The sequence below is a fragment of the Bacillus sp. LH1 genome (genome assembly GCF_057924895.1).
Map to the genome: position 1 here is coordinate 3,575,577 of NZ_CM175007.1, position 18,432 is coordinate 3,594,008.

Here is an 18,432-nt window from a genome sequence, read left to right on the forward strand (position 1 = left end):
GCACTACAATCGGAATTTCTTCTAAGTCTTTAGTCCTAGAAAACGAAATGATAAAAAATCACATTTAGAATATAATTGTAAAAAGGAGGAGATTGCATGCGTATAAAATTACTATCAATCTTGTTTTTATTATTACTCACAAGTTGTAGCCAAATAAAAAACAATGAAGTTGCCATTGTTGAGCCATACAAATTAACAAAAGAGCAAGCTTCTATTTTACAAATGACTCCTTTTCAAGAAGGAAATAGCATGTTTTATAACGTTACGCTTAAAAATGATAAAGATGAAATAAATGCTACAATTGATTATTATAACAATGGTAAAAAAACAAAAGAAATTGCTAATATAGCTACCTCACATTTTTCAAAAAAGAAAGTAAAGCTTTCTTTTTTACCACCACATTTCCAATTCGATAAAGATATACAAGAAAAAAGGCAGTGGTATATGAATATTGAAGGTGCTTCAACGCTTGTTCATGAAGAAGCACCACCAAGCGTAAATAGCTCCGCAACTACTACAATCCAATCTATAAAAAATTTAAAATACAATCAAAAAACAATTTTAGCTGCTGTAATCCAAACAAGTAAAGAAACTGTAAGCGTCCCTACAATTGACGAAGACAAAGGTATTGATCTACTCTTAAAAGAAAATGAACACGTTTATCTATTTAGTATCGAGCTAAAAAAAGAACAATAAAGCGGAAATGCAACTTAAGTTGCACTTCCGCTTTATTGTTTAACAAGGTGTACTTTTATAAATCTGAATTAACTTCATTTTCTGTTACTACTATTACTCATCTTCTACTTCTATTCTTTTCTTCTCTCTTGCAATTTTTAAAAACTCTAGCAACTCTGGATTACTATTCATTTTTTTGTAAGCCACTGACATTTCTGCCACAAAATTAGAATCATATAATTCTTTATATACAACTTCTGTTTTATATAACTTATTTGCCGATACGGGTATTACTGTAATTCCAATCCCTGCCGCTACAAGCCCCATAACTGTTTGATACTCTGTTGCTTCTTGTACAATACGTGGACTAAATCCAACTTCTCTGCAAAGAGATAAAATTGTATCATACAAAGCTGGCCATACTGGTCTCGTAATAAATACAAACGGCTCATCTCGTAAATCTTCTATATGTATTTCATCTTTCTCTGCAAGTGGATGTGCCTTTGGTAAACATAAGGTACAAGATAACCTTTGAATTGGCTCTAATTCTAATAATTGTGTTGGAATGGGTGGACGTAAAAAGCCAATATCAATACGATTATCATGAAGTGCATGAACTTGATCTGGTGTTGACAATTCATGTAATGCAACAGACACTCTCGGAAATTTCTTTCTATATTCCCTAACAATTGATGGTAAAATATCATATATCGCCGCACCTACAAAACCAATTGAAAGTGATCCTACTTCTCCCCTTTGCGCACTTTGTGCAACTTCTACTGCTTTTTCAATTTGTTCAAACGCTTTTTTTACTTCTTTTAAAAACATTTCTCCTGCTTCTGTTAGTTCAACCTTTCTTTTCGTTCTTGAAAATAATGTAACTCCCATTTCTTTTTCTAATTGCTGTATTTGTTGACTAAGTGGTGGTTGTGTCATTTGTAAACGAGCAGCTGCCCGTCCAAAGTGTAACTCTTCTGCCACAACAACAAAATATTGCAAATGCCGTAATTCCATTTTTGGACACCCTTTTCACTTTCGATTAATATGTCTAATATATTAATAACATATAATTTATATATTAGACAAATATTTTGAATGAACGTATAGTAGAAATTGTTAATTCTTTTTTACAATTTTTATGTAAAAAAAGAAAGAGGTGGTTACTGTATGAAATGGTGGAAGTTAAGCGGACAAATTTTGTTACTATTTTGTTTCGCTTGGACAGGTGAATGGATTGCAAAACAGGCACACCTCCCAGTTCCAGGAAGTATAATCGGTATTTTTTTATTATTAATTTCGTTAAAATTTAACCTAGTTAAGAAAGAATGGATACAGGACGGAGCAGATTTTTTATTAAAAGAACTTATTTTATTTTTCATCCCTTCTGCAGTCGCTGTCATACGTTACAGAGATACACTAACACAATATGGAATCGATCTCATTTTAATTATTATGATTAGCACTCTTTGCGTTACCTTAGTTACAGGACTTTTAACAGAATTGCTACTAAAGCGGAAAGGATCAACGCAATGATCGGATTTCTTTGTTTACTATTAACACTATTCACATATTGGATATCAAAAAAAATGTATCAACGTTGGAATTGGAGTCTACTTTCTCCTCTTCTCGTCTGTCCCATTATTTTAATTGCTTTATTGCTCGGATTAGATACACCTTATGAAACATATGAATCTGGTGGTCACTGGTTAACTGAATTATTAAAGCCTGCAACAGTTGCTTTTGCATGGCCAATCTATAAATATTTTGATTTATTAAAGAAACATGGAATGGCTATCTTACTTAATGTCATTGTCGGTTCGTTTTTATCAGTCATTACTTCAGCACTACTAGCAAATTATTTTCAAATTGATTCATCACTAGAACATAGTTTAGCGCCACATATCGTAACAACACCAATCGCAATGGCTATTTCAGAAATGATTGGTGGTATGTCACAATTAACTGCTGTATTTGTCGTTTTAACTGCCTTAACAGGAGCATTGCTCGGTCCTTCTCTCATACGCATTTTCCGCATTAAAACAGCAATCGCAAAAGGTATTATGTTAGGAACGAGCGCAAATGGAACCGGTACATCAAAAGCATTCGAAATCGGTCCTGTGGAAGGAACAATTGCAAGTTTATCCATGCTTTTAACAGCAGGCGCTAGTTTAGTTATCGTTCCGCTTTTCTTGTCTTGGATACATTAAAGAAGCAAGTATTTACATACTTGCTTCTTTATCTATATATTGGCACAGCAATTCATAATCCTCTGGAAAAGCTAAACACAATTGTTCAATTTCATGTATCCCTTTCCAAGCAATTTCATGTATTAACTCATCAGGATCTTGGATTTTCATATTACCGCCTATTTGTTTAACAAAATAATAATGGACATACACTGGAACACCGTATGTAATACCCTCTTTTTCATATATTTTATTTACCACTTCCACATTGTAACCTGTTTCTTCCCAAACTTCCCTGATACAACATTCTTCTATTGTCTCTCCCTTTTCAAGTCCTCCACTTGGGACAGACCATCTTTTTTCTTCTCCCTCTTTGCCCTGCAGTACCATTAAAACTTCATTTCTTTCATTTACACATACCGCTGCACTACCTATCCATCTCTCCATAAACATCCCTCCCCTACTAAAATTCGCCCTCTTTTTTATTTTCCCCTTGAAAAAAAGAGGAAAATAATAAAACAATGACGAAAAATTACATCAACTTCATAGACAATCCTTTTTTAGAAATTAAAACTGGAAGGATGAAAATATGATTTCTAATTATGTTGTGGAATGTGTCTTTTGTGAAGAAAATCGAAAGGCTCGCCAAGCTATTGTCACAGTTCCCGCGACTACTCAGCTACTAGCCATTGAAAAAGTGCGTGCGGAATGCAAACGTCGCTTCGGAAAAACTGTATTATTACAAACAGAAATTAAAGAAAAAATTGTTTTTGAACAAAAAGAAAGCCGACCATAAATTGGTCAGCTTTCTTATCCGATCATATTTTCACATGAAGATTAGGGGCATCCTCTTTAAGGATCGGGATTTTCCCATTATGTACGTTCCATAATGGTCATCGAACAATATATTTCTATGCAATTAACTATTGAATAGAATAGGGCAAAACTTGTTCGCATTTTTAGAAAAGGGATAGGGATATAATTCAAGTAGTACTTCGAATACTCGAACTTTACACTCATAATATTAAAACAAATCCTTTTATATGGGAAATATGAATTACCTACATAATTCATTCGTAAAATATATTAATAGTTTGCTATATTAATTTTATCCCGCTATTTGTAAGCAGTAACCCCCTACTTATTATAATTTCACCTTACTCCATCAATAGCATACATCCAGCTAAAACCGGTGTCATAATCATCGAAAACCTCAAAAGCATTCGCGGTGCATAATTTGTAAACTTCGCGCCAATATATGCCCCTAACATGGTCCCAATTAATACTTGCAATAACAATATATAATCTAAATATCCTTCCGAACTATATCCTAGACCGCCTCCAATTGCAATCGGTAATATAACAAGCATTGTTGTCCCTACAGATTGCTGAATCGTTAATCCCAATAGAACCATTAATCCAAGCTGAATAAACGGTGCAGAACCAATCCCAAATGAACCAGCCATCATTCCAGTAACTAATCCAAGGCATATACATTTCAACAAGTAGTTCATGGAAAACTCTTTATGCTTATATAAAGATGACTGTTCTTTGTTTTGGAACATAATTAATTTAATAAACATAAAAATTGCCGATAAAAATAACATCCCAGCTGTAAACCAATGAAGAAGATGTGCTGGTATAAGTGAACCAAATTTAGAACCAATATAAGAGCCAATTGCGCCAAATCCCCCAACAATCCCGCCTATAATAAGTGCTACATTACCTTCACGGTAATGACTGACAACACCTGATAATGTCGTAAACGCCATTGCAGTTAAAGATGTTGCAAGAGCAACATGAATAGGAATATGAAATACTAAAGTGAGTATCGCGATAATAAACCCAGCTCCTCCAGCTCCAACAAATCCTAATAAAATACCCATTACTAACATTGTTATAATAATTGCCACAGACTTTCCCTCCAGTAACACAATTATCCATCATATTTATCCTTACATACAAATAAAAAGCATCCTAGATGGATGCTTTTTATTTCAATGATATGTACTTAATCTTGATTAATCAAAATAACCGCTGGACCAGCTACTACTACTCCAGCTACTTCTATTTTTTCAAATTCCTTTACTGTAATAGATATAACTCCTTCTCTTTCCATCAATTCTTTACTCAGGACATCAGTCGGGATTGCTTTCACCGTCTTACCTCCTTTTCATTTATACAATATGATAAAGTGAAACTTTCATCAGTGGGGTTTTTGTCCGTACTTATTGATTATTAACCCTCACCAATCGGGCGAATAATCGCCCAATGCATCTATATATATGCATCACCTCCGCTTTCATTCCTTATTCCACTCAAAAACCTTCTCCCCCTTCCTTGACATATTGAAAAATAAAAAAGAAGCTATAACATATAGCTTCCCTCCACGTTTCTTTAATCTTTATGCACCGTATATTCCATGACTTTACCATCTCTATCAAATTGTAAAATAAGCTGTTCGCTATCTATTGGGATAAAGCCACGTTCAGTCCCAAGATAATACAAAGTGATAACTCCTTCTCCCCCACTTCTCGTTTCCGTTGGGGCTCCTAACAATTGTGTAATTTCTTCATTTGATTTCCCTTTTAATTTATATTTTTGTAATAGATCATCTACCATATGTACCCGCTTATCTGCATGATTTAACCATCTATTTTGATTAAACTTTGATGTATATTCATTTACACTTAGTTGTACAGTGCACACTATTAATGGTATGAGTGCTACTATTAACCCCCCCAACATTTGCTTCTTTTCTTCATTACGATTTTTAGAAACATATAAAATAGCCCTTTGAATCATGACTAATAAAACAAATGGTATGAATACTACAAAAATGCTGCTTACACTTAAGGGTATATGGACCATATCAATGACGAATATAAATACAATGTACATTACTATATATAAACAAAAAGAGACATACAAAATGCCACGTAGCATAGCGTTCAGAAAGATCTCCCCTTTTAACTCACTATATAATTCATCCGGCTAATCATTTCTTGAATCTGTTCTAATTCTTGCACTGTATATAATACTTCCCCTGCTAATATTTCATTTCTAAAGAACGTTACAATTTGCTCCCGATCTTTTAATCTAGGTGTTTCCTCACTAGAAAGGTCTACTATTTCTTTTCCATTTTTATTATAAAAATATACAACTGGTTTTACTTTTTCTTTTATACTATTAGCCTGCATTTCTTTCAAAGCACTGTATAAAATTTGAGATAGTTTCTTCGCCCTATATACTGGATTCCCTTCATTTTTCACTTGTATAGTTGACGAATCTTTACCTACTATATATTCAAATGTCTCTTCTTTTTCAACTTCTTGTTGATACTTACCCATTTCATCAATCATAAATGAATATATACCAGCATTTTCTTTCGTTAAACCATGAATTAATTTCTCTTCCCATTCTTTCGTCTCAAGTAGATAAATACCAGTTTTGCACAAGATGAGATGATGGATTCGATTATCGTTTATTTCACTATTATTTTTAATAAAAACATTCGGCATGATTTGAATTTCAGCATCTAATATGGTGCCTTGCTCTATGAATCCTCGTTTCATATAATGTAATGTTTCGTACGTATTCATTTCAGCGCCGTTTTTAGTATATTCTCGTAGATTTGCAATTAGTTTTTGAAACATATGTATTTCGTTATTATGTTTATTTTGCATTTCACTACGTTCTTTACTATGCTGCACAGCTAATTGATTTTTCATCATACGCATATTTTCAATTTCTCTATTTGCACTTACTTGTAAATCATTGTATTTTTTCTGTTCCATATTTTTTAAATTATTTTGTTGTTCTTTATGCTCTATCACCGTAGCTGCAATTTCATTTTTATACGTTTCAATCGCTTGTTTCTTTTCAAATTCTACTTGCTGACTCTCTGATTCTAACTGTTTATTTTTATAAAACAGCACAAATACTACAGCTAATAATATTAAAACCGCACCTATTAGCACATAATTCATATTTTTACCCCTTTATTTCATTTTCGATTATTTTTTATAAATATATCTATTATAGTATACTATGGTTTCGATATAGACTTTGTAAAAGTTGTATATTTTTAATAAAAGGCACCTCTGACGGGGCACCTTTTATTTTCACTCTATTGTACACCATACTGAATATAACTTGGATCATAGTATATCCATTGATTTGTCCCTAAGCAAAGCCATCCATCTTGCTTACTCCATACTCGATACGATTCACCATGATGTAACTGTCTTATAACATTTCCATTTAATGATGGAGCATCACGCAAATTTACATTATCACCAGTAATAGTTGCCACATAATGTTTATACTGAATATAACTCGGATCATTATATACCCACTGATTTGTCCCTAAACAAAGCCATCCATCTTGTTCTCCCCAAACTTCATATGTTTCGCCACGATTCAATTGGCGAATTACACTAGACTGCAAAGATGGTCCACTTCTCAAATTCACATTATCTCCATTAATTATAGCAACCCCGTACACTGGAGTTGCATTATTAGGCGGGGAAACATTACCTCCACCACTTGCTCCATTCCCTTTTAAAGCTTCTAATGAAACTGCAGCTGATACATCACAAGTTCCTACGCCTGAAATTTGTCCAGAATCTGTGTACTGCCACGCTGTCCACGTTGTCCATCCACCAGCATCAGCAGGCGGTGTACTCGAGTATTTAGCAATCCAAAGCGGTATATCACTTAATCCGCTAATTCCGAACTCATTAATATACCAAACTCCTGTATATAACATTACATCTTTTCCAGTAGCCTGTTTCACATAATTTATGAAGCTTCTTGCCCAATTCGATATAGCGTTACCAGTTAAATTACTGTTACTCGGATCTATTGGTGATTCTAAATCCAGAACTGGCATTAAGTCTGTCTGGTTATTTTGTAATATACTCACAAAATATTTTGCCTCTGAAATTGCATCATTTTGTTCTGGGCGTGCAAAATGGTATGCACCAATTAATACATTCGCATTTCGTGCTGCTTGTACATTCTTAGTAAAAGTAGGATCAATGTAGTTTACACCTTCTGTCGCTTTTGCATACGCTGCTGGAATTCCAGATGCCTTCACTGCATTCCAATCAATATTCCCTTCCCAATGAGACACATCAATAAACGTAACATTTGAACTTGATCTGTTTTGCATATAAAATCTCCTATCATTTTTTTACTTCGTATACATACAATATGTACAAGTTTCATAAGAGGACACGACATTTATGCTATAGAAACAAAGAGTAAACATATTTTGTATACAAAATAAAAAAGACCTTGTATTACAAGGCCTTTTGCAAACTCACTTTATTTTGTAGCAAATACATATTATAATACAAACCTTGCTCACTTAATAATTCTTGATGTGTCCCTCTCTCTACTATCTCTCCATCATGCATCACAAAAATTTGATCCGCATCTTGAATTGTAGATAACCTATGCGCAATGGCTATCGTCGTTCTACCTTTTCGCATTTGTTGCAACGCTGTTTGAATAGCCTCTTCTGTTTCTGTATCGATATTAGCTGTTGCTTCATCTAATACTAATACTTTCGGATTCGTTGCTATCGTTCTAGCAAAAGCAATTAATTGTCGTTGACCGCTTGAAAATGCTGCACCTCTTTCTACTACTTCTGTTTCATACTGTTTTGGTAACTTTTCAATAAACGTATTCGCTTGCACAAATCGAGCAGCTTCTTTTACTTCTTCATCCGTAATTTCTTCATTATACATACGAATATTTTGCTTTACATTTCCAGCAAATAAAAATGCATCTTGCAATACGAGTCCTATTTTCTTTCTAATTTCTCGTTCTTCAAATTTTTCTAAATCTACACCGTCTATTACAATATTTCCTGACTTAATATTATAAAATCGCATTAACAAATTCATAATCGTACTTTTTCCGCTACCAGTATGCCCAACAAAAGCAACCGTTTGCCCTTGTTTCACGTGAAATGATACATTTTTTAAAACGTCACGCTTTCCATCATATGAAAAAGTAACATTTTTAAATTCAATATCTCCATCCACGATTTGAGGATTCTCATTACCTTTTTGAACCGGTGCTAAATCTTTCTCGTCCATTAAATGAAATACACGTGATGACGAAACAAGTGCCTGTTGGAAGAAGGACAATTTCATCATCATCTCATTTACAGGTTGGAAGAAACGATGTATATAGTTAACAAAAGCATATAAAACTCCTACTTCAACAGGGCTCTTTAAAGCATCAATCCCAAATAAACCTAGTACTAACGCAATAGCTACAATATGTACTAAATCCGTAGCTGGTCGTAAAAGTAATGCGTCTAACTTCAAAGTACGTCGCCCTGCACTATAATGTTTATTATTCACTTCTTCAAACTCTTTTCTCATACGTTTTTCTTGTCTGAACACTTGAACAATATTCATTCCTTGTATGGACTCGTTCAACTTTGCATTTAACACGCTTAGTTGATTACGTACTTCTAAATAAAAAGCTGCACTTTTCCGGCGATATAATACCATAATCGCAAACATTATCGGAATTAATACGAGAGAAAATAGCGCTAATTTTACATCTAATAAAAACATCGCTACTAAAATACCTACTAAAAAGACTACATTTTTTACAAATGTTGATAATACACTGACATAAAAATCTTTAATCGCTTCCGTATCATTTGTTATACGCGATACAAGTGTACCAATCGGCGTACGATCAAAGAAACTTAATGACAGCTTTTGAACATGTTCATATACTTCAACTCGCATATCTTGAACAATCTTAAAAGCAATGTTCTGAAAGTACAATAGATTTAAATACGTAAATAGTACTTTTAATAAATGAGCAACTATGTAAATTACAAATAAAGTAACAAGCGCTGATCGTTCAAAATCCCGCGGTACTAGGTGTTCATCGAGGAATTGTTTAATTAAAAAAGGACCCATCATTTCCGTTACTGTCGCACCAACTAAAAAGATAAATGCTAAAGATAGTAACCCTTTATATGGCTTCATATAGGAAAGCAATCTACTTAAATCACTTCGCTTCTTCTCTACCATCATACGCCTCCTTTCTCGACTAAAGCTTCTAATTGCTGGCTTTCATACATTTCCTTATACCAGCCGTTTTCCTTCATTAATTCCTCATGTGTACCTCTTTGTACAATTCTACCTTCATCAACAACAAGAATAAGATTGGCATGCTGAATTGCACTTAATCGGTGTGCAGTAATAATCGTCGTTTTCCCTGCTCTCTCCCTCTTTAAGGCACTTAAAATCGTCTCTTCTGTTTTTGCATCTACCGCTGATAAACAATCATCCAAAATTAAAATTTCAGCATTTGTTAATAAAGCACGAGCAATAGAGATTCGCTGTTTTTGACCACCAGATAACGAAACACCTCTTTCCCCTACTACTGTTTCATATCCTTCTGAAAATTGGAGGATGTCATTATGAATACAAGCAATCTCTGCTGCTTGGGTAATTTCATTATATGTAGCATCCGCCTTTCCAAAGGCAATATTCTCGCCAATACTTGCTGAAAATAAAAAATGATCTTGCGGCACGTATGAAATGGCAGAACGGACACCATGAAGTGTTATATCTCGAATATCTCGCTCCCCAATTTTTAATTCACCATTAAAATGATCATACTCACGGATTAAACATTTTAATAAAGTCGTTTTCCCTGCGCCTGTACGTCCTACAACTCCTAGCGTTTCGCCCTTCTTCAAATCAAAGTGAATATCGTTTAAATGTAACAATTCATTTTTCTTATACGAAAATGAATCAACGGCAAACGAAACATTACCGCTCGCTATTGTATGTACAGCATTTTCGCTATTTACTACATCTGATTTTTGTGAAAGAATTTTTTCTACACGGTCATATGAAGCACGCCCACGCTCCATAATATTGAATAACCATCCAAACGCTAACATTGGCCAAACGAGGGTACCTAAATATGTCGTAAATGTAACGAGATCACCTACTGTTAATTCACCTCTTACAACTAATACCGATCCGTAACATACTGCGATTAAAAAAGAAAATCCAACGATAAGAGAGATTGTCGGATCAAATAACGAATCAATACGTGCAACTAACACATTTTTATGTACAACATCTTCTGATTTTCTTCGAAACGCCTGTAAATCTTCTTTCTCTTGTCCAAGCGAGCGAATCACTTTCATTCCACTCATACTCTCTTGCACTTTATCATTGATTTCCGAAAACGATTGCTGTGCTTTATGAAACCTTTTATGTAATAAAGTTCCATAATAATTTGTCGAAATAGCTACAATCGGCATTGGAATTAAACTTAATAATGTTAACTTCCAACTAATTGTAAAACCCATCGCTACGAGTACACATCCTCCGACAGCTAATGAGTCAACAAGCGTCAAAACACCTGCTCCAGCAGTTTGCTGGATCGCTTGAATATCATTGGTCGCATGTGCCATTAAATCACCTGTCCGATTTGACTGATAGAAAGATGGACTCATCTTTGTAAAATGTTCATACAAATTTTTTCGTAATTGGCGAGCTAATTTTAATGAAGACCCGAAAATCATAATACGCCATATGTAACGTAATATGTACATCGTAATACCTACAATTACTAATAGTACAACCCATTTTAGTAACTTATCGGTCGTCAATGTTCCATCATTAATTTCATCTACAACGATTCCAATTACTTTTGGTGCTACAAGTTCTAAAAGTGCAACGCCAAACAATAAAATAATTCCAGTTATGTACGCTCGTTTTTCTTGTTTAAAAAACCACGCTAAATTCATAAACACTTTCATTTTTTTCCTCCTCCCTTAAAATGAGCGATGTTTTCAGTTTACCAAAAATACAGAATTTTTAAAAGTTTTAAAAACTATAACTAACAAAAAGAAAGACACTCTTAGCGAGTGTCTTTTAGCGCTTATTTCATTTGTTGCTTGTTCATTGCGCTCATCATTTGATTGATTTTCTTTTGGGAAGGTTTTTGTCCCATTTGCATCATCATCATTTTTAACATTTGTTCGTTAATTGGTGGATTTTTTTGTAAGTAATTCATCATGTATTTGCGGGCAATGAAAAATCCTAACGCCACGCCTGCTACTAGTGCTACTACGCCCACTAGAATACCTAACCAAATTGGCATATATTTTCCTCCTTCATGTTGTCTACCTTACAGTGTACTAAAACCTTTTCAATAAGACAAGATACAATTCGACATTTTTTACACATATGTTCGTACTTGTTTTAGAGGATTCAGCCATCCGTACTTTGTATTTTCATAATCCATAGCTAAAAATGTTAATTCACACTTTCTTAACACCTCAAAGAACGTCGTTTCCATAGAGACATTTCCAGAGGTATTCATACGAATATAGTGCGGTTTCACCATTATTTCGCCGTACTCCGCTCCCGTATAAATTGTATGTGTATGATGTGTTCTATCATATTTACCAAGAACGCGCAAAGCTTGTTCTAATTTATGATGAATTTTCATTACTTGCAATGGCATCGTTATATACATCATTTGCTTATATAACACTTTTTTCTCCGAAAGGGACCCAGATTCTGAAAATCGAGCAAATAAATCAAAAAACAAATATTCACGACCAAAATAAGCTTTCGCAATATCCTCTTGAATTAAATACAATTCATACGTTTTCATTTTTCCACTCCCAATCTGGACAACCTTTTCTCTTCATTATATATAAGAAAATTTGCAATGATTGTCTGACTGCGGAGAGATAAAAAACTTTTTCTGTCGAAAAAACTCATTTACATAGAAAAACCTCTCCATGCCGGAGAGATTTTTCTGAAATCATTAAAGCATTTCTTTTACTTTACGAACAACGTTCTCTACAGTAAATCCATACTCTTCCATAATCTTCTCACCAGGAGCAGAAGCACCGAATGTATCGATACCTAACACATCTCCTTCAAGACCTACGTAACGGTGCCATCCGAATGTAGCACCCATTTCGATTGCGAAACGTTTTGTTACTGCTTTTGGTAATACAGATTCTTTGTACTCTGCAGTTTGAGCTTCGAAGCGATCCATAGATGGCATGCTGACAACAGCTGCGTCAACGCCGTCTACTGCTAATGCTTTTTGAGCTTCAACAGCTAGGCTTACTTCAGATCCAGTTGCAAGTAAGATTACGTCAGCCGTTTCTTTCTTGCTTGCAGAAACTACATATGCACCTTTTGCTACTTTTTCATACGTATCATCTTTTGCACCTTCTAATGTTGGAAGGTCTTGACGAGTTAATACTAAAGCAGTTGGTTTGTTTGTAGATTCTAAAGCTAGTCTCCAAGCTGCAACAGATTCGTTACCATCAGCAGGACGGATAACAGAAACGTTTGGCATTGCACGAAGCGCTGCTAATTGCTCGATTGGTTCATGTGTTGGACCATCTTCACCAACAGCGATACTGTCATGTGTGAATACATACGTTACTGGCAATTGCATTAATGCTGCAAGGCGAATTGCTGGACGTAAGTAATCAGAGAATACGAAGAACGTACCACCGTAAGTTTTTAAACCACCATGTAGTGCAATACCGTTCATTGCTGCACCCATTGCGAACTCACGTACACCGTACCAAATGTTTTTACCGCTGTAATCATCTCTTGTAAAGTCTTTTTCGTTATTCATGTATGTTTTGTTAGAACCAGCAAGGTCAGCAGATCCACCGAAGAATGATGGTACAGACTCTGCAATTGCATTAATTACAGCACCAGAAGAATTACGAGTTGCTGCTTTTGATCCTAATTCATAAGTTGGTAAGTTTTGCTCCCAACCTTCTGGAAGTTGACCGTTCATTGCTGCTTGGAATTCGTTTGCTAATTCTGGGTATGCTTGTGCATATTCACCTAGCATCGTGTTCCACTCAGCTTGCGCAGTTTCACCAACATCTTGTACTGTTTTACGGAAGTTGTCATATACTTCTTCTGCTACGTGGAAGTCTTGCTCAGCAGTCCAAGCATATGCTTCTTTCGTTAATTTTGTTTCTTCTACACCAAGTGGAGAACCATGTGAAGCTGATTTTCCTGATTTGTTTGGAGAACCGAAACCAATTGTCGTTCTTACTTCAATTAGCGTTGGGCGTTTTTCGTCAGCTTTCGCTTCTTCAATTGCTTTCGCGATTGCTTCAATATCGTTTCCATCCTCAACACGGATTACTTGCCATCCGTATGCTTTGTAACGATCTTCTACACTTTCAGAGAATGAACGATTTAAATCGCCATCTAATGAAATATCGTTTGAATCGTAAAGCACAACAAGACGACCTAATTGTAAATGAGCAGCTAATGAAGATGCTTCAGCAGAAACGCCCTCCATTAAATCTCCATCACCACAAATAGCGTATGTATAATGATCTACTACATTATACGCATCACGGTTATATTTAGCAGCTAAATGTCTTTCAGCCATTGCCATACCTACAGCAGTTGCAATACCTTGTCCAAGTGGACCAGTCGTTGCATCTACACCAGCTGTATGACCGTACTCAGGATGTCCTGGAGTTTTGCTTCCCCATTGACGGAAGTTCTTTAAGTCATCCATTGTTACATCATAACCAGATAGGTGAAGTAGGCTGTATAATAACATTGAACCATGACCTGCAGATAATACGAAACGATCACGGTTAAACCACGTTGGGTTATTTGGATTGTGTTTCATAAATTGAGTCCATAATGTATAAGCCATTGGTGCTGCACCCATTGGCATTCCTGGGTGACCAGAGTTTGCTTTTTCAATCGCATCGATGGATAATGTGCGAATCGTGTTGATAGAAAGTTGTTCGATTGAATGTGACATGCTATTCTTCCCTTCGCTTATATTAGTAAACGTTTTATACATTTATATGATAGCTTCCCACGCAAGATTATACAACATGTATCGACAAATATGTTGATATTTTTTTGATTTTTTATAAAAAAATCAATGTTTCCGGGAATGTATGGGCATTCAATATGACATACTTTTTCATTATTTTTATTTTAAAAAGAAAGGGAATTATCTGTATATTTATACAAATTTCTTCTATACTTACTTTTTTAAATACGTTTTTAAAAACATAAAAAAGCATCTAACTTCGATGCTTTTCAAATAAGTTAAACAATCCGTTTCCGAATCGAGCTTGAAATCAAATCAATTATAATTACCATTAAAATAATACCTAATAAAATAATACCAACACGAGACCAATTCCGTGAACTCAGCGCAAAAATTAAAGGTGTACCAATCCCTCCTGCTCCGATAACTCCTAAAATCGCAGCGGATCGTACATTAATTTCAAATCTGTATAACGTATACGATAGAAAATCTGGTAACACTTGCGGTAACACCGCATACCAAAGTATTTGAAAACGATTTGCTCCTGTTGCTAGTAACGCTTCCGTCGGTCCTTTATCTATGTTTTCAATTCCTTCTGAATATAGTTTTCCTAACATTCCAATAGAATGCAATCCTAAGGCTAATACTCCTGCAAAAGAGCCTGGACCAACAGCTTTTATAAATAAAAGAGCCATAACTAATTCAGGAAATGTACGAACAAAACTAAGTACAAATTTCCCAAATCCTGAAGTTAATTTTCCACTACTCATATTCGTTGCCGCCCAAAAAGCAAACGGAACAGATAAAAATGCAGAAATAAATGTACCTAATATCGCAATTGCCAACGTATCAATTAATCCATGTAATAAATCTTCACCATCTGGCAAAGATACATACGACCAGTCTGGAGTCAATATCCCTGTCATAATTGCTTTTGTAATTTCTCCCGCCGTTTCCTTTATTCCCTCTAGCGGTACTCCTGAAAAAGCCCATATATAAACAAATGTAAGTGCTATAAAAATAAACGAGCGATACACACTCGGTTTCTTCGGTTTTGGTACGATTATCGTCGTTTTACTCATTATAATTTCTCCCGCAACAATGTACTTACATAATCAATTACCAATACAACAACAAGAGTATAGATGATAATAGATGCAGTTTGTTGATATTGTAAAAACCCAAGTGTACGATCATAATATAGTCCAATACCACCTGCTCCTACTAAACCTAGGACAGCCGCTGCCCGTACATTCACCTCAAATGTATATAGTACATAGGAAACAAAGTGTGCTTTTACTTGTGGAATGACTCCATAAACAATCCATTGCACCTTATTAGCCCCTACAGCTGTCATCGCTTCTAGTGGGCCAGGGTCAATTGATTCAATTGATTCATACAACAATTTCGCCACGAGCCCAATTGAGAAAAAAGTAAGAGCTAAAATACCCGGAAGTGGTCCTATTCCAAAAATAGCTACGAAAATTGCCGCTAATAATAAATCTGGTATCGTTCGAATAAAATTTAAAATCAATCGAGCTGGACTGTATAAAAATGTACTAGTAAACACATTACTTGCCGCAAACAGTGCAAGTGGAATAGCTAAAATCGCTCCTAAAGTCGTCCCAATAATCGCCATACGTATTGTATCTAACATTGCTGTTGTAATAACTTGAAAATAACTCCAATCTGGCGGCACCATTTCTTTTAACAAATCCATTATATTAGGAAAACCAACTACTAGCTTTGAAAATGATGCGTCGACCTGTATACTACTTCCCCACAACAGTAAAATGAATAGAATAAACGTTAACATATGTTTTAACTTACTCGGCGGCTTCGGTATCGACTTCGAATATATCGTCACATCATTCATTTAGCTGCCACCTCTAACAATTCACTTTTCTGTGCTACGTCACCATAAATTTCAGCAAACTTTTCATCCGTTGCTGCTTCTACTAAACCATCAAAAACAATTTCGCCTGCATGTAATCCAATAATACGCGTCGCATATTGCCTAGCTAAAGCAATAGAATGTAAGTTTACAATTGTTGTAATTCCAAAATCTTCATTAATTTTCTTTAAATCATCTAATACTTGCTTTGTTGTTAGCGGATCTAACGACGCAACAGGTTCATCTGCCAATATGATTTTTGCTTCTTGCGCCAATGCTCTAGCTATCGATACACGTTGTTGTTGTCCTCCTGATAATTCATCAGCACGTGCATATGCTTTTTCTAAAATATTCACTCTTTTTAACGCTTGAAATGCGAGCTCCACATCCTCTTTCGGAAACAAACCTAACGTTGTACGCAATGTCGAATGATATCCAACACGGCCAGCTAATACATTCTTCAATACTGTTGATCGCTTTACAAGGTTAAAACTTTGAAAGATCATACCAATATCCCGGCGCATACGTCGTAAATCTTTTCCTTTTGCAGCAGTAATAGACTCACATTCAATCATGATTTCGCCTTCTGTAATCTCATGAAGACGATTTACCGATTTTAGAAGTGTAGACTTTCCAGCTCCGGACAGCCCTACCATTATAACAAACTCACCTTTTTGAATTTTCAAGTTTATATTATTCAATCCTTTTGTACCATTTGGATACACTTTGGAGACATTTCGAAATTCTATCACACATCTTACCTACCTTCTATGTATTCAAAACGGCAAACTAACTGAAAACATTCCCTTTCAGCTAGCTGCCATTTCCATATGTATTATTGCGTTTTTACTTTCTTCCCATATTCACGAACGATGTCAAATTTACTATCATCAGATTTAACATATCCTTCATGTGAATATACTTCTTTAATGATTTTGTGACCTTCCTCATTTTTTCCAATTTCAATGAAAGCATCCTGTAATTTCTTGCTCCACTCTTCATCTAAATCAGAACGTACCGAAATCGTATCGTTTGGAATTTTCTCCGTAAATTTCACTATTTTCGTTTGCTCGAATATATTCGGATAATCTTTTTTTACAATATTACGAGCATCTTGGAATACAACAGCTGCATCTACGTCACCATTTAAAAGAGCAATAAGCGACTGATCGTGACCTTTTAATGTAACAGGTTTCACATCTTTTAACGGATCAATTCCCTCTTTTAATAGAACAGCTGCAGGCCATACATACCCTGCTGATGATGTTACGTCTTGATAACCAATCTTTTTACCTTTTAAATCTTTTACACTATTTATATTAGAGTCTTTTTTAACAACAAACTCAGATTTATAATAATCTACTAAATCTTTTGTAGGAGCTCCTGTTTCATCCTCTACTCCAAAACGTTGTGCTTGTAAAATTACATTTGCAGCCTTCTTTTCATGTGCTAATACGTACGCTGTTGGCGGTAAAAATCCTACATCTACTTGTTTAGATGCCATCGCTTCTACAATTGTATTGTAGTTCGTTGAAATACTAACTTTTACTGGAATATTTAACTTATCACTTAATAGCTTCTCAAGCGGTTTTGCCTTCGCCTCTAACGTATCTGCATTTTGAGAAGGAACAAATTGAACATTTAAAGTCTTCGGTACATACCCTTTTTTCGTATCTTCATTTTTACTTGCACTTGATTCCTTCGTTCCACAGCCACTTAATAATCCCGCTGCTAGTACAACTGTTGTGCTCATTGCAAAAACTTTTTTCAACATATTAATGCCTCCATTTTTCATTGTTATAAAATAACCTTTCATAA

20 protein-coding genes are annotated in these 18,432 nt (G+C 35.0%); 4 read left to right on the plus strand and 16 right to left on the minus strand.

Annotated elements, in window-relative coordinates; all coding sequences use genetic code 11:
• The first annotated feature begins 96 nt into the window (after nucleotides 1–96).
• Entirely contained in the window at nucleotides 97–696 is a 600-nt protein-coding gene (locus ACX9TM_RS18455; protein ID WP_001220617.1) for a hypothetical protein, read from the plus strand.
• A gap of 93 nt (nucleotides 697–789) precedes the next feature.
• On the opposite strand, the gene alsR is transcribed toward ACX9TM_RS18455, so the two are convergent.
• Complete coding sequence (gene alsR, locus ACX9TM_RS18460; protein ID WP_000423234.1) at nucleotides 790–1,689, minus strand: acetoin biosynthesis transcriptional regulator AlsR; 900 nt, start codon at nucleotides 1,687–1,689, stop codon at nucleotides 790–792.
• A gap of 153 nt (nucleotides 1,690–1,842) precedes the next feature.
• On the opposite strand from alsR, the gene ACX9TM_RS18465 reads away from it, so the two are divergent.
• Nucleotides 1,843–2,208: a CidA/LrgA family holin-like protein gene (locus ACX9TM_RS18465; protein ID WP_000872365.1), complete on the plus strand. Its 366-nt coding sequence runs from the start codon at nucleotides 1,843–1,845 to the stop codon at nucleotides 2,206–2,208.
• Nucleotides 2,205–2,882 carry an LrgB family protein gene (locus ACX9TM_RS18470; protein ID WP_016118473.1) on the plus strand — a complete coding sequence of 226 codons (678 nt, stop codon included), beginning with the start codon at nucleotides 2,205–2,207 and terminating at the stop codon, nucleotides 2,880–2,882. The genes ACX9TM_RS18465 and ACX9TM_RS18470 overlap by 4 nt, the downstream gene beginning before the upstream one ends.
• 12 nt (nucleotides 2,883–2,894) lie before the next feature.
• Here the strand turns inward: ACX9TM_RS18470 and ACX9TM_RS18475 are convergent, their stop codons facing one another.
• On the minus strand, nucleotides 2,895–3,308 hold the full coding sequence (locus ACX9TM_RS18475; protein WP_016125124.1) for an NUDIX hydrolase: 414 nt from the start codon (nucleotides 3,306–3,308) through the stop codon (nucleotides 2,895–2,897).
• 142 nt (nucleotides 3,309–3,450) lie between these two features.
• Here ACX9TM_RS18475 and ACX9TM_RS18480 point away from each other — a divergent pair, with 142 nt between their 5' ends.
• The gene (locus tag ACX9TM_RS18480; protein WP_000625222.1) at nucleotides 3,451–3,657 is read left to right on the plus strand and encodes a DUF3903 domain-containing protein; all 207 of its coding nucleotides are present in this window, start codon (nucleotides 3,451–3,453) and stop codon (nucleotides 3,655–3,657) included.
• 361 nt (nucleotides 3,658–4,018) lie between these two features.
• On the opposite strand, the gene ACX9TM_RS18485 is transcribed toward ACX9TM_RS18480, so the two are convergent.
• The 14 genes from ACX9TM_RS18485 to ACX9TM_RS18550 form a co-directional block, all read right to left on the minus strand.
• Nucleotides 4,019–4,774: a sulfite exporter TauE/SafE family protein gene (locus ACX9TM_RS18485; RefSeq protein ID WP_000974659.1), complete on the minus strand. Its 756-nt coding sequence runs from the start codon at nucleotides 4,772–4,774 to the stop codon at nucleotides 4,019–4,021.
• A gap of 98 nt (nucleotides 4,775–4,872) precedes the next feature.
• Nucleotides 4,873–5,019, minus strand: coding sequence for a BC1881 family protein (locus tag ACX9TM_RS18490; RefSeq protein WP_000644411.1), 147 nt, complete (start codon nucleotides 5,017–5,019; stop codon nucleotides 4,873–4,875).
• A gap of 239 nt (nucleotides 5,020–5,258) precedes the next feature.
• A complete protein-coding gene (locus ACX9TM_RS18495; protein WP_016125125.1) occupies nucleotides 5,259–5,807 on the minus strand; it encodes a hypothetical protein in 549 nt (182 codons plus the stop codon).
• 23 nt (nucleotides 5,808–5,830) lie between these two features.
• On the minus strand, nucleotides 5,831–6,850 hold the full coding sequence (locus ACX9TM_RS18500) for an NERD domain-containing protein (RefSeq protein ID WP_016125126.1): 1,020 nt from the start codon (nucleotides 6,848–6,850) through the stop codon (nucleotides 5,831–5,833).
• 140 nt (nucleotides 6,851–6,990) lie between these two features.
• The gene (locus tag ACX9TM_RS18505) at nucleotides 6,991–8,037 is read right to left on the minus strand and encodes a GH25 family lysozyme (RefSeq protein WP_063220563.1); all 1,047 of its coding nucleotides are present in this window, start codon (nucleotides 8,035–8,037) and stop codon (nucleotides 6,991–6,993) included.
• 130 nt (nucleotides 8,038–8,167) lie between these two features.
• Complete coding sequence (locus ACX9TM_RS18510) at nucleotides 8,168–9,931, minus strand: ABC transporter ATP-binding protein (RefSeq protein WP_000229520.1); 1,764 nt, start codon at nucleotides 9,929–9,931, stop codon at nucleotides 8,168–8,170.
• Nucleotides 9,931–11,682 (minus strand): ABC transporter ATP-binding protein, encoded by a 1,752-nt coding sequence (locus ACX9TM_RS18515; protein ID WP_000862455.1) that lies wholly within the window; start codon nucleotides 11,680–11,682, stop codon nucleotides 9,931–9,933. Before ACX9TM_RS18515 ends, ACX9TM_RS18510 begins: the two co-directional genes overlap by 1 nt.
• 122 nt (nucleotides 11,683–11,804) lie before the next feature.
• Nucleotides 11,805–12,026 (minus strand): YneF family protein, encoded by a 222-nt coding sequence (locus tag ACX9TM_RS18520; protein ID WP_001123317.1) that lies wholly within the window; start codon nucleotides 12,024–12,026, stop codon nucleotides 11,805–11,807.
• 78 nt (nucleotides 12,027–12,104) lie between these two features.
• Entirely contained in the window at nucleotides 12,105–12,545 is a 441-nt protein-coding gene (sirA, locus tag ACX9TM_RS18525) for a sporulation inhibitor of replication protein SirA (RefSeq protein WP_000860636.1), read from the minus strand.
• Nucleotides 12,546–12,701: 156 nt separating this feature from the next.
• Nucleotides 12,702–14,702: a transketolase gene (tkt, locus tag ACX9TM_RS18530; RefSeq protein WP_000019766.1), complete on the minus strand. Its 2,001-nt coding sequence runs from the start codon at nucleotides 14,700–14,702 to the stop codon at nucleotides 12,702–12,704.
• A gap of 296 nt (nucleotides 14,703–14,998) precedes the next feature.
• Complete coding sequence (gene phnE / locus ACX9TM_RS18535) at nucleotides 14,999–15,802, minus strand: phosphonate ABC transporter, permease protein PhnE (RefSeq protein ID WP_000047897.1); 804 nt, start codon at nucleotides 15,800–15,802, stop codon at nucleotides 14,999–15,001.
• Nucleotides 15,802–16,596: a phosphonate ABC transporter, permease protein PhnE gene (gene phnE, locus ACX9TM_RS18540; protein ID WP_001000763.1), complete on the minus strand. Its 795-nt coding sequence runs from the start codon at nucleotides 16,594–16,596 to the stop codon at nucleotides 15,802–15,804. The genes phnE (ACX9TM_RS18535) and phnE (ACX9TM_RS18540) overlap by 1 nt, the downstream gene beginning before the upstream one ends.
• Nucleotides 16,593–17,366: a phosphonate ABC transporter ATP-binding protein gene (phnC, locus tag ACX9TM_RS18545; protein WP_000569240.1), complete on the minus strand. Its 774-nt coding sequence runs from the start codon at nucleotides 17,364–17,366 to the stop codon at nucleotides 16,593–16,595. Before phnC ends, phnE (ACX9TM_RS18540) begins: the two co-directional genes overlap by 4 nt.
• An 83-nt stretch (nucleotides 17,367–17,449) precedes the next feature.
• Entirely contained in the window at nucleotides 17,450–18,388 is a 939-nt protein-coding gene (locus ACX9TM_RS18550; RefSeq protein WP_000915065.1) for a phosphate/phosphite/phosphonate ABC transporter substrate-binding protein, read from the minus strand.
• Nucleotides 18,389–18,432 lie beyond the last annotated feature (44 nt).

Coding starts and splice junctions, on each gene's coding strand:
- ACX9TM_RS18495 (WP_016125125.1), bottom strand. CDS start 5,807: ATGCTACGTGGCATTTTGTATGTCTCTTTTTGTTTATATATAGTAATG.
- ACX9TM_RS18475 (WP_016125124.1), bottom strand. CDS start 3,308: ATGGAGAGATGGATAGGTAGTGCAGCGGTATGTGTAAATGAAAGAAAT.
- ACX9TM_RS18465 (WP_000872365.1), top strand. CDS start 1,843: ATGAAATGGTGGAAGTTAAGCGGACAAATTTTGTTACTATTTTGTTTC.
- ACX9TM_RS18520 (WP_001123317.1), bottom strand. CDS start 12,026: ATGCCAATTTGGTTAGGTATTCTAGTGGGCGTAGTAGCACTAGTAGCA.
- tkt (WP_000019766.1), bottom strand. CDS start 14,702: ATGTCACATTCAATCGAACAACTTTCTATCAACACGATTCGCACATTA.
- phnE (WP_001000763.1), bottom strand. CDS start 16,596: ATGAATGATGTGACGATATATTCGAAGTCGATACCGAAGCCGCCGAGT.
- ACX9TM_RS18515 (WP_000862455.1), bottom strand. CDS start 11,682: ATGAAAGTGTTTATGAATTTAGCGTGGTTTTTTAAACAAGAAAAACGA.
- ACX9TM_RS18480 (WP_000625222.1), top strand. CDS start 3,451: ATGATTTCTAATTATGTTGTGGAATGTGTCTTTTGTGAAGAAAATCGA.
- ACX9TM_RS18550 (WP_000915065.1), bottom strand. CDS start 18,388: ATGTTGAAAAAAGTTTTTGCAATGAGCACAACAGTTGTACTAGCAGCG.
- ACX9TM_RS18455 (WP_001220617.1), top strand. CDS start 97: ATGCGTATAAAATTACTATCAATCTTGTTTTTATTATTACTCACAAGT.
- ACX9TM_RS18510 (WP_000229520.1), bottom strand. CDS start 9,931: ATGGTAGAGAAGAAGCGAAGTGATTTAAGTAGATTGCTTTCCTATATG.
- ACX9TM_RS18505 (WP_063220563.1), bottom strand. CDS start 8,037: ATGCAAAACAGATCAAGTTCAAATGTTACGTTTATTGATGTGTCTCAT.
- ACX9TM_RS18500 (WP_016125126.1), bottom strand. CDS start 6,850: ATGAATTATGTGCTAATAGGTGCGGTTTTAATATTATTAGCTGTAGTA.
- alsR (WP_000423234.1), bottom strand. CDS start 1,689: ATGGAATTACGGCATTTGCAATATTTTGTTGTTGTGGCAGAAGAGTTA.
- phnE (WP_000047897.1), bottom strand. CDS start 15,802: ATGAGTAAAACGACGATAATCGTACCAAAACCGAAGAAACCGAGTGTG.
- ACX9TM_RS18470 (WP_016118473.1), top strand. CDS start 2,205: ATGATCGGATTTCTTTGTTTACTATTAACACTATTCACATATTGGATA.
- sirA (WP_000860636.1), bottom strand. CDS start 12,545: ATGAAAACGTATGAATTGTATTTAATTCAAGAGGATATTGCGAAAGCT.